Annotated in this window: 11 protein-coding genes and 1 pseudogene; 5 read left to right on the top strand and 7 right to left on the bottom strand. The window is 71.4% G+C overall.

The window, feature by feature from the left end:
• Positions 1–211 precede the first annotated feature (211 nt).
• On the bottom strand, positions 212–808 hold the full coding sequence (locus tag AB0J88_RS24805; protein ID WP_364358332.1) for a hypothetical protein: 597 nt from the start codon (positions 806–808) through the stop codon (positions 212–214).
• A 63-nt stretch (positions 809–871) separates the two neighbouring features.
• Positions 872–2,155, bottom strand: coding sequence for a kynureninase (gene kynU, locus AB0J88_RS24810; RefSeq protein ID WP_364358335.1), 1,284 nt, complete (start codon positions 2,153–2,155; stop codon positions 872–874).
• On the opposite strand from kynU, the gene AB0J88_RS24815 reads away from it, so the two are divergent.
• The 5 genes from AB0J88_RS24815 (at position 2,154) to AB0J88_RS24835 (ending at position 6,299) form a co-directional block, all read left to right on the top strand.
• Positions 2,154–3,590, top strand: a complete 1,437-nt coding sequence (locus AB0J88_RS24815) for an amidase (protein ID WP_364358338.1) — start codon at positions 2,154–2,156, stop codon at positions 3,588–3,590. The genes kynU and AB0J88_RS24815 overlap by 2 nt on opposite strands.
• 46 nt (positions 3,591–3,636) lie before the next feature.
• Positions 3,637–3,948, top strand: a complete 312-nt coding sequence (locus AB0J88_RS24820) for a hypothetical protein (RefSeq protein ID WP_090789270.1) — start codon at positions 3,637–3,639, stop codon at positions 3,946–3,948.
• Between the two features lie 70 nt (positions 3,949–4,018).
• Positions 4,019–4,414, top strand: a complete 396-nt coding sequence (locus tag AB0J88_RS24825) for a DUF5130 family protein (RefSeq protein WP_364358451.1) — start codon at positions 4,019–4,021, stop codon at positions 4,412–4,414.
• A gap of 118 nt (positions 4,415–4,532) precedes the next feature.
• Complete coding sequence (locus tag AB0J88_RS24830) at positions 4,533–4,952, top strand: globin (RefSeq protein ID WP_364358341.1); 420 nt, start codon at positions 4,533–4,535, stop codon at positions 4,950–4,952.
• A gap of 90 nt (positions 4,953–5,042) precedes the next feature.
• Positions 5,043–6,299 carry a PKD domain containing protein gene (locus AB0J88_RS24835; RefSeq protein WP_364358344.1) on the top strand — a complete coding sequence of 419 codons (1,257 nt, stop codon included), beginning with the start codon at positions 5,043–5,045 and terminating at the stop codon, positions 6,297–6,299.
• A gap of 186 nt (positions 6,300–6,485) precedes the next feature.
• On the opposite strand, the gene AB0J88_RS24840 is transcribed toward AB0J88_RS24835, so the two are convergent.
• From AB0J88_RS24840 to AB0J88_RS24860, 5 genes and pseudogenes are all read right to left on the bottom strand, one after another.
• Positions 6,486–7,076 (bottom strand): YbjN domain-containing protein, encoded by a 591-nt coding sequence (locus tag AB0J88_RS24840; RefSeq protein WP_364358347.1) that lies wholly within the window; start codon positions 7,074–7,076, stop codon positions 6,486–6,488.
• Between the two features lie 129 nt (positions 7,077–7,205).
• Positions 7,206–7,871, bottom strand: coding sequence for a hypothetical protein (locus tag AB0J88_RS24845; RefSeq protein WP_364358350.1), 666 nt, complete (start codon positions 7,869–7,871; stop codon positions 7,206–7,208).
• Positions 7,872–8,029: 158 nt separating this feature from the next.
• Positions 8,030–8,395: pseudogene (locus AB0J88_RS24850) on the bottom strand (thioesterase family protein); the annotation flags it as partial.
• A 31-nt stretch (positions 8,396–8,426) separates the two neighbouring features.
• Entirely contained in the window at positions 8,427–10,103 is a 1,677-nt protein-coding gene (gene ettA / locus AB0J88_RS24855) for an energy-dependent translational throttle protein EttA (protein ID WP_364358353.1), read from the bottom strand.
• Positions 10,104–10,197: 94 nt separating this feature from the next.
• Positions 10,198–10,743 carry a hypothetical protein gene (locus AB0J88_RS24860; protein ID WP_364358356.1) on the bottom strand — a complete coding sequence of 182 codons (546 nt, stop codon included), beginning with the start codon at positions 10,741–10,743 and terminating at the stop codon, positions 10,198–10,200.
• Positions 10,744–10,868: the final 125 nt, after the last annotated feature.

Genomic DNA, 10,868 nt, shown 5'->3' on the forward strand with positions numbered 1-10,868 from the left:
GCACCCGGGACAGCAGACCCAGCCCCGACGAGGCCGGAGGCCGCCGGAGCCGGCGCGGCCGAGGCCGGCCGGGAGACCCGGCCTGGGGCCGTCGCCGGCGTCGGGGAGGCGGTGTCCGGGGGCGGCGCTACCGGTGGGGGTGCGCCTGCCCCCGGAAGACGGAGCAGGTCCCGGATGACCGGGATCGACTCCGGGCCATCGGACATCGCGGCTAGACCAGTCGCCGGCGACGGCGGAGTGCCACGGCCAGCCCAGCGCCCGCGGTCAACGTCGCGAGTCCGCTCACCAGCGCGACCGTCCCGTCACTGCCGGAGCCGGCCAGGCCGCCGCCGCCGGTGTGTGGGCCGTGCGTCGGTCGCGACCGCTCGATGACCTTGAGCTTGGTCTCCGCGTGGCCGCTCTTGACACAGCTCAGCTTCACCTCGTAGTCACCGGCCCGGGTGTCGGCCGGCACGGTCGCCGAGCCGGTCAGGAATCCCCACTTCGGCACCAGGACGACCTCGCCGAAGGCCTTCGAGTGCGCCTTGGCCTCGTCGACCTTCTCCTTGCAACTCGCCTTGATCTCGACCTGCTCGCCGGCCTGTACGGTGCTGGGGCTGACCTCGATCCAGGTGCCCTCGGCCTGAGCCTGGCCGTCACCGGGACGCTCACCGCCACCGGGCTGCGAACCCTCGGACCCGTAGGCCGGCGCGGCGGGTGACGGCGGTTCGGCATGAGCGGGAACACCGGCGATCAGCACGGTCCCAGCGGCCGCAGCGACCCCGGCCACCACGATCCGGCTAACTGCGGCAAACGAAACGACAGACACGAAAGCCCCCCTCCGCATGGGGAGACGATAACCCCGCCTATCGGGTCAAAGACCCGAAATCGGTCAGGTAACCCGAGAACGATTCGCGGAAAATCGGCGCCAGGACTCCGCCTCCATGATCGTGCGGAGGCGGGCGAAGCCCTCGTGCACGTCGACGAACCTGGTGTAGAGCGGCGCGAAGCCCAACCGGAGTCGATCCGGCGTGCGGTAGTCCGGGACCACCGACGCGTCCCGCAACGCCTGGCTGATCTGCCACGCCGCCGGGTGGTGCAGGGTCACGTGCGCGCCGCGGCCGGACCGGGGCGACGCCAGCGCGAAGCCGTGCGGCGCCAGCCACTCGTCGAAGAGCTCGACCGCGAAGTCGCCCAGCGCGGTCCCCTTGGCGAAGATCCGGTCGATGCCGGCCGACGCCGAGAGCTGGACCCCGCACAAGGCGGCGTACCCGCCGAGCACCGGGGGCGTCCCGACCAGGAACCGGTCCACCGACGGCGCCGGGTCGTACGCCGGCCCCATCGCGAACTGGTCCCGCTGCCCGAACCATCCCCAGATGGGCTGCCGCAGCGAGTCCTGCAGCGAACGCCGCACGTACAGGAACGCCGGCGCGCCCGGCCCCGCGTTCAGGTGCTTGTAGGTGCACCCGACCGCGAGGTCCACCCCGGCCGACGACAACGGCACCGGCACCGCACCCGCCGAGTGGCACAGGTCCCACAGCACCAGCGCCCCGGCCGCGTGCGCCGCCGCCGTGATGCCGGCGATGTCCGCGATCGCGCCCGACCGGTAGGCGACGTGCGACAGCGACACCAGCGCCACGTCGTCGGAGAGCGCCTCCCGCACCGCCGCCAGCGTCACGCCGGTGTCCAGGTCGGACGGCAGCACCCGAAGCGTCATGCCACGCGCCGCCGCTACCCCTTCCAGCACGTACCGGTCGGTCGGAAAGTTGTCGTCGTCGGTGAGGATGACCTGGCGCCCGGGCCGTGCGTCACATGCGGCGACCGCCAGCTTGTAGAGGTTGACGCTGGTCGAGTCGCCCAGCACCACCTCACCCGGCGAGGCCTCCAGGATGCCGCCGGCCAGCACGTCGCCGACCTCGCGGGCCAGAGCGATCCAGCGGTCCCACCCGCGCACGAGGTCGACGCCCCACTCCTGGTCCACAGCGGCGCGCAACCGCGACCGGGTCACGCGAGGCAGCCGGCCCAGCGAGTTCCCGTCGAAGTACACCAAATCGGGCTCGTCGATGACGAACTCGTCGCGGAATGCGGCCAGCGGGTCCTCGGCATCGAGTCGCTTGGCCTGGGTGAGGCGATCAACGGGCACGCCGACACCGTAGCCGGGCAGGATGAGAGGCATGGCGGACCTCCACGACCTGACCGCGCTCGAGCAGGGTGCCGCGATCGCCGCCGGCGAGCTGACCAGCGCCGAGCTCGTCGAGCACTACCTGGCGCGGGTGGCCGCGTTCGGCGACCGCGTCGGCGCCTTCGTCACCGTGACCGCGGACCAGGCGCGCAGCGAGGCCGCGGCCCTGGACGGGGCGCCCCGGAAGAGTCCCCTGCACGGCGTTCCGACCGCGATCAAAGACCTGACCCTGACCGCCGGTGTACGCACGACGTTCGGCTCCGCGGCCTTCGCCGACTACGTGCCGCCGATCGACGCCGACGTGGTGACCTACCTGCGCGCGGCCGGCACCGTGTCGCTGGGCAAGACGACCACATCGGAGCTGGGCACCTCGTGCCACGCGGAGAGCCTGGTCGCACCGCCGGCCCGCAACCCGTGGGCGCTGGCCGACACGGCGGGCGGCTCCAGCGGCGGCGCGGCGGCCGCGGTCGCCGCCGGGCTCGTGGCGGTCGCGCAGGGCTCGGACGGCGGCGGGTCCGTGCGGATACCCGCCGCGATCTGCGGCCTGGTCGGCTACAAGCCGAGCCGCGGCGTGGTCTCCGGCGGCCCGCTGGGCTCCACCGGGTTCGGCCTGCCGACACACGGCGCGATCGCCCGCACGGTGACCGACGCCGCCGCCTTCCTCGACGCGATGGCGGTGCCGACCGTCGGCGAGCCCTACCTGGCGCCGCCCGCCCCGGGCGGCGGCTACCTCGGCGCCGCGCGCACGGCGGCACCCGGCCCGCTGCGGATCGGCCGGTTCACCACGCCGATGCTGGTCGACACCCCGGTCGACCCCGCGTGCGTGCGGGCCGTCGACGACGCCGCTGCCGCGCTGGCCGGCGCCGGGCATCGGGTCGAGGAGGTCGCGGCGCCGCTGACACCCGAGATCTGGCCGCTGTTCGAGACGCTCTGGTACGTGCTGTCCCTGGGACCCGTGCCCCCGGCGGCGGAACCGTCGCTGCTGCCACTGACCCGCTACCTGCGCGCCCGCGGCGAGACCGTAGGCGCCGGCCAGCTGATCGCGGTGCTGGCCGAGCTCCAGACCCAGGTGCGGCAGGGCCTGGCCCGGCTGGCCGACTACGACCTGTTGCTCAGCCCGACACTGGCGGTGCCCCAGGCCGAGGTCGGCTGGTTCACCTCGGCGGACGAACCGGGCGAGGACTTCGACCGCCAGCGGCGCTTCTCGCCGTACTGTGCGATCTTCAACGTGACCGGCCAACCGTCGGTGAGCGTGCCGATCGGCGCGACCGACGACGGTCTTCCGGTCGGTGTCCTGTGCAGCGGACGCTACGGTGACGACGCGCGGCTGCTGGCCGCCGCGGCGCAGCTGGAGCGGATCGCCGGGCGTGTTGATCGCCACCCGGCGATCTGGACGGACGCGCCCTCCGCTACCGTGAACGGCGTCTGAGCCGGTCGGCTTTGAAAGGGCGTTGGCGTTGTCAGTTACCGAGACGGTGCTCTACTTCGTCGTCATCCCGGCGGCCGCCGTACTGGTGATCGCGGGGCTGGCGGCCGCGGGCGGCGGACCCCGTCCGAAGCGTTACCGGCCCGGGCGGCCGTACGACTTCCGGCCGGTCTGGTTCCTGTCCGCTCCGGAGTTGCTCTCCCACGCGCCGGAAGAGGCGGACTCCCACATGATCGAGGCGGGCGAGACCCGCGCGCTTTCCACCGCGGCGACGCCTTACGGCGGCCCGGTCGGCGCGATCGAGCCGGTGCCCTCGGCGGCGTCGGCGGGCAAGGTTGGAGGCGCAAGTGACCGCTGGTGAGACGTCCGGTCCCCTGCTGGCCCGCGAGCCCGACGAGGCACCGTCGGATGCCGCGCAGCACCGCGCCGAGCTGATCGAAGAGCACAAGTACGGCCAGCCCGAGGTGCTCGAGGGACCGTTCAGCACCCGCCAGCTGCTCCGTCTCGACGAGGCGCTGCGCACCGCCGACCGGGCGACCGGGCTCGTCTTCTCCGTCTACGTCGGAGAGTTGGAGGAGCCGGTCCGCGGCCACGCCGAGCGGATGCACCAGCAGCTTCCCGAGGTCGCGTCGGCCGTGCTGATCGCCGTCAGCCCCAACCAGCGGGTGCTCGAGGTCGTCACGGGCGGCGACGCTCGCCGGCGCATCCCCGACCGCGACGCCAAGCTGGCCGCGCTGTCGATGGTGGCGGCGTTCGGCGGCGGCGACCTGGCAGGCGGCATCATCAGCGGCCTCGACCAGCTCGCCACCCGGGCGGGCCGCTCCTAGATCTCTCCACGAAAGGCCCGGCACCCAGGGTGCCGGGCCTTTCGCTTGGGTGGGCTGTGGCGGCAGGCACAGTCCCGCGTGAATGGCTCCCGGATCGCGGCCTGGCAGGATGGAAGGCGTGACTGCACAGGCGAACGGTGAGCCGACCTTCTTCGAGCTGATCGGTGGCGAGCCGACCTTCCGCAAGCTGGTCGCCCGTTTCTACGAGGGCGTGGCGGACGACACGCTGCTGCGGCCGCTCTACCCCGAGGAAGACCTGGAGCCGGCAACCGAGCGACTCACGTTGTTCCTGATGCAGTACTGGGGTGGTCCCAACACCTACTCCGCCACCCGCGGCCACCCCCGGCTGCGGATGCGGCACGCCCCGTTCCGGGTCGGCCCGGCGGAGCGGGACGCCTGGCTGCGGCACATGCGCGACGCCGTCGACTCGCTCGACCTGCCGGCCGACCAGGAGAAGACGCTCTGGGACTACCTGGAGCGGGCGGCGTACTTCATGGTCAACACCATGGACGACCCAGCCGCCACAAATCCGACATAAACGCATCGCAGGGCACTTCTCGGTCGTTGATCCGGACGACCGCCGCCGCGGAAGGATCGTGGGGGCCGCACCCCGAGGAGCCTCGCCCGCATGCGCCGCCGACTCATCGCCGCCGCCGTGGTCATCGCCGCCGGAATCGCCGGTGCGCTGCCCGCCGTGGCGGACACGGCCCAGCCGACCGTCGTGACGGCGGACCCGGTCGACTTCACCCCGCACGCACTGGACGGCACCGTCCGTGCGATCGCGGCGGTCGGCAACACGATCGTCGTCGGCGGCACGTTCAGCAGCGTCGCCAACGAGGGCGGCTTCCGGTCGGTCCGCCGCCCGTACCTGTTCGCCTTCGACGCCAAGACCGGCGTGATCCGCACGGCCTTCACCCCGACGGTCGACGGCGCGGTCTACGCGCTCGCCGCGGGCCCGGACAACACGGTCTACGTCGGCGGCGCCTTCCGCACGGTCAACGGCGTCTCATCGCGCGGCTTGGCCCGCCTGTCGGTCACCAACGGCGCCCGCGTGTCACCGTTCAAGGCGGAAATCAACTGGGGCGACGTGCGTACCCTCGCGGTCAACGGAAAGCGCCTCTACGCGGGCGGCCCGTTCTCGGCGGTCAACGGCGTCAACCGGGCGGGCCTGGCCCGTCTGGACGGCGTCAGCGGCGCGGTCGACGCCGGGTTTGACGCCAAGCTGGCGGCGACCGAGATGGCCCGGGTGCGGGTCGAGGACATGGCCCTGTCACCGGACGGCCGCCGCCTGGTAGCGGTCGGTGCGATCACCCACGCGGGCGGCCAGCCCCGCCACCAGCTCGCGATGCTCGACGTCTCCGGCCCGAAGGCGGTGGTCGCCAACTGGTATACGGACGCGTTCCGGTCGCAGTGCGACACGTCGCTGGACACCTACCTGCGCGGTGTCGACTATTCGCCGGACGGCGCGTACTTCGTCACCGTCACCACCGGCGCCCTCACCGGCCCGGGCAAGATGTGCGACTCAGCGGCCCGCTTCGAGAGCGCCGGCGCTGGGGCTCACAAGCCGACCTGGGTCAACCACACGGGCGGCAACACCCTGTTCTCGGTCTCGGTTACCGGCGCGGCGGTCTACGTGGGCGGGCACCAGCAGTGGCTCGACAACCCGAAGGGCAAGAAGAGCAAAGGCCCCGGCGCCGTCGACCGCCCCGGCATCGGCGCCATCAACCCGAAGACCGGCAAAGCCCTGCCCTGGAACCCGACCCGCAGCCGAGGCATCGGCGCCCGAGCCATCGTCGCCACCAAAACCGGCCTCTACGTAGGCTCCGACACCGACAAACTCGGCAAGGAGTACCACGGCAGGATCGGCATGTTCCCGCTCCCGTAATCGATCAAATTCTTGGTTCAGAAGAGCAAGGAGCGGTCCCGGGGTCGCGGTGGGTCACCGGTCCGGCTGCTCCGCGTGTCGCCGCGCGACCCACGGCGGAGGTGGCAGCGGAGCGAAGCGGAGCGGTCTCCGGCGGGAGCAACGGTCGTGCCCCCGGCGGACCCGGGACAAGATCCGATCGTCGGTCTAGAGGAGCGCGCCTTCGTCGTGTAGCCAGTCGACGAAGGTGCTGGAGACGGCGGCTCCGCAGTCGAGCATTTCGACCAGCAGGGCGTCGTGGGCTCCGGCGCCCAGCGGCACCTGGATCTCCGCGTAGATCGGTAGCTGGCCGCGCTCCGTCGGGTCTCCCACGTAGGCCTTGCAGAAGCGCCGCGTGTGGTTCCACTCGTTGACGACGCGGTACGCGCGGTCGGCCCAGTCCGGCGGCACTGTCGAGTGTGGGCGGGCGCGGATCACCAGGATCTCGTCTTCCGGACCCTCGAGGGTGAACAGCACCGCGTGGCGTTCCCACATCGCCAGCAGGCTGCCGTCGCCGTCGGCGAGGTAGCGGATGTCGAGCAGGTCGAGCGCGTTGCCCAGGCGGGGCAGCGTCACCGTCTCGACCGCGGCGGGGCGGTCTGGGGTCTCCCGGGGCACGGCGAGCGCGGCCAGTGGCTCTAGCACGACGGCGTTGGGATCACGTTGCGGAGGCACTCCCAATCGGACGTTGCTGTCCTCCGACCGAAGCTCGGACTCAACCCCACCGGCGTGGCCGGGACGCCATGACCACCAAGGCATCGCTCGCGCACCTCACTCCCCAGCGAATCCGTCCGCGTACGTTGCGTTGGACCCGGGGTGACGGTACCCGGAAGGTCGGCGGAGGGCATCCCCCCAACGACAGGCCGGACCCGAACGGCCGGCTGCGTATCAGCCGAAAGTACGAGGCGATGCCGGTTTTAGGGAGAATTGCTGAACGGGTGGTAGCCAGGCGACCCCGTACGGTGCAGAGAGGCCTATCCATCTCCCGGATACACGCACATCAATGAATGCGGCAACCGATACGTCCGGCTGACCCAGAAAGCCCATCCGGACTACTGCCTGGATCAACCGTTGTGAGACATCGACCGACGACTGGCCATCGGAGACGACGATCGGTACATGGTCGAGCAGGGCGTCCCGAAGCGCCCGTTGGCCGACCGCTCGCCCGCCCACGCCCTCCGCCGTCGCGGTGCGCAACGTGCCCGCGGCGGCCGCGGCGACCCGGCGCACCTCCTCGCCCGGCACGGACTCCACGACCCGGCCACCGGCGAGCGGCGGCAGCGGCCAGCGCCAGTCCGCGTCCCGGCGTGGCGGCAGCACCGCACCGCCGCGGGCGACCTCCTCGAAGAGCGCCGCGGCCGACACCGTGGCGTCGCCGGCACCATCCCCGGGCACCGTGCGCCCGACCAGCACGCCCCACGGCAGCGGCGCCCAGAGCTGCACGCGGCCGTCCACCGGACGCAGCCGGACCACCGTCGCCGCGTCCAGGCGGATCAGCCGGCTCAGGAACGCGCCCGCGTCCGACCGGGACGCCAGCCCGTGTGCGCCGGTCATACCGACTCGCGAGCGGGACCGCCCTGAGCCGGCGCCACGGCGGGCTCCGGACCGGCGGGCTCCGGACCGGCGGGCTCCGGACCGGCGGGCTCCGGACCGGCGGGCTCCGGACCGGCGGGCTCCGGACCGGCGGGCTCCGCACCGGCGGGCTCCGGGCCGTAGGGCGACAGGAACGACCGCTCCTCCGCCGAGAGTCGCCGCGGACGACCCGCGGCCAGGTCATACGGCACGCAGACCGACCTGGCCCGGCTGGCCACCGCGTCGTCGTCGAAGAGCTCGTACGCGATCACGAACCGGGACGCCCGGATCTCCTCGACCCACATCTCGATCCGCACGGTGTCGCCGTAGTCGACCGGGCGCACGTAGTCGACCTCGTGCCGCGAGATCACCACGCCCTCCTCAAGCGAGGTCAGCCCGTGCCGGCGCGCCGCGACGAACATGAGCGCAACGCGCGCCTCCTCGTACAGCGTGAGGAAGCGCGCGTTGTTGACATGCCCGTAGACGTCCATGTCGGACCACCGCAGGGCGGCCTCGTAGACGAACCTGGCCACGACGTCAGTCGCGGGTCAGCTTGCGGTACGTCACCCGGTGCGGCCGGGCGGCTTCGGCGCCGAGGCGGTCGATCTTGTTCTTCTCGTACGCCTCGAAGTTGCCCTCGAACCAGAACCACTTGGCCGGGTTCTCCTCGTCGCCCTCCCAGGCGAGGATGTGGGTCGCCACGCGGTCGAGGAACATCCGGTCGTGGGAGATGACCACGGCGCAGCCGGGGAACTCCAGCAGCGCGTTCTCGAGCGACGAGAGCGTCTCGACGTCGAGGTCGTTGGTCGGCTCGTCGAGCAGGATCACGTTGCCGCCGATCTTCAGCGTCAGCGCGAGGTTGAGCCGGTTGCGCTCGCCGCCGGACAGCACCTTGGTCGGCTTCTGCTGGTCGGGACCCTTGAAACCGAACGCCGCCACGTACGCCCGGGACGGCATCTCGACCTTGCCCACCATCAGGTGGTCGAGCCCGTCGGAGACGACCTCCCAGACGGTCTTGTCGCCGTCGAGACCCGAGCGGTTCTGGTCCACGTACGACAGCGAAACGGTCTCACCGACGCGCACCGAGCCGTCGGTCGGCTGCTCCAGGCCCACGATGGTCTTAAACAGCGTGGTCTTGCCGACGCCGTTCGGGCCGATGATGCCGACGATGCCGTTGCGGGGCAGCGAGAACGAGAGATTCTCGATCAGCGTACGGTCGCCGAAGCCCTTGGTCAGCTTGTTGGCCTCGATCACCGTGTTGCCCAGGCGCGGGCCCGGCGGGATCTGGATCTCCTCGAAGTCGAGCTTGCGGGTCTTCTCGGCCTCGGTGGCCATCTCCTCGTAGCGGTCGAGCCGGGCACGCGACTTGGTCTGCCGCGCCTTGGCGTTGGACCGCACCCACTCGAGCTCCTCGGAGAGACGCCGCTTCATCTTGGCGTCCTTGCGGCCCTCGACGGCGAGCCGGGCGGCCTTCTTCTCGAGGTACGTCGAGTAGTTGCCCTCGTAGCCGATCGCGCGACCGCGGTCGAGCTCGAGGATCCAACCGGCCACGTTGTCGAGGAAGTACCGGTCGTGGGTGATCGCCAGGACGGTGCCCGCGTACTTGGCCAGGTGCTGCTCCAGCCACTGCACGCTCTCGGCGTCCAGGTGGTTGGTGGGCTCGTCGAGCAGCAGCAGGTCGGGCGCCTCGAGCAGCAGCTTGCACAGCGCGACCCGGCGGCGCTCACCACCGGAGAGGGTGGTCACGTCGGCGTCCGGCGGCGGGCAACGCAGCGCGTCCATGGCGAGCTCGAGCGCGGAGTCGATGTCCCACGCGTCGGCGTGGTCGAGCTCCTCCTGGAGCTTGCCCATCTCTTCCATCAGCTCGTCGGAATAGTCGGTCGCCATCTGCTCGGCGATCTTGTTGAACCGCTCGAGCTTGCTCTTGGTCTCGGCGACCGCCTCTTCGATGTTGCCGAGCACGGTCTTCGCGTCGTTGAGCGGCGGCTCCTGCGCGAGCATGCCGACGGTGTAGCCGGGCATCAGCCGCGCCTCGCCGTTGCTCGTCTTGTCGAGCCCCGCCATGATCTTGAGCAGGCTCGACTTACCGGCGCCGTTGGGACCGACGACCCCGATCTTGGCGCCCGGCAGGAAACTGAGCGTCACGTTGTCGAGCACGACCTTGTCGCCGTGCGCCTTGCGCGCCTTCTCCAGGACGTAGATGTACTGGGCCACGGTGCGGCCTACCTCCGAGTAATTGTCGATACCGGCAGAACGCCGTCGTCAATCCTGACAGGTAGCCAGCCGAACGCCCACATCACCCCAGGCACTAGTCGGGGCGGCGCTCCGTTACCGGGAAGGTCGAGTCTTTTCCGTTCGTCGTCTGGGTCAGGCGGTACGGGGTGACGCTGTAGGTGGTCGTGCCGTCGTCCGTCCGGTTCGTGGCCAGGTAGCCGCCGTCCGTCTCCTCGACAGTCGTCAGGAAAAGGGCGTTCTCCCCCTGGATGAAATCGCCGTCGGCCGGGCCGATGTAGCCCTGGTAGAACAGCGTCCCCGCCTCGTCGCGGCAGATCCACACCTGGCGGTCGTCCTCGGTGCGGATGAACAGCACCTCCGTCAGCCCTCCCGGCGAGCCGACAGCCTCCGCCGCCACCTGGGTCGCCCGCGGGCAGTCCTCGCCGCGCGGCGGCTCCTGCGACTCCGGCGTGTCGATCACCACCGGCGTGTTCTGCGTCTCCTGGGCCTGCCGGTTCGCCGCCCGCTCGTCCGCGACCCGGGCGCCGTAGATCCATCCGCCGGCGCCGCCGATCACGGCCAGCAGCGCCAGGGCGGCCAGGAAGGCCACCACGCGTGGTTTCGGCCCCGGTGTCGACACGCCTATGAGCCTGACATCCAACAGCAACCGAACGGAAGGATCATTACCTCGGGTGTACGGGTATCCCGTTCATCGGGGGCAACCAGGCCCGCAACCGCCGCAACGCCACGCAGGTAGGCTCGACG

This window comes from Asanoa sp. NPDC049475 (assembly GCF_040676915.1).
GTDB lineage: Bacteria > Actinomycetota > Actinomycetes > Mycobacteriales > Micromonosporaceae > Asanoa.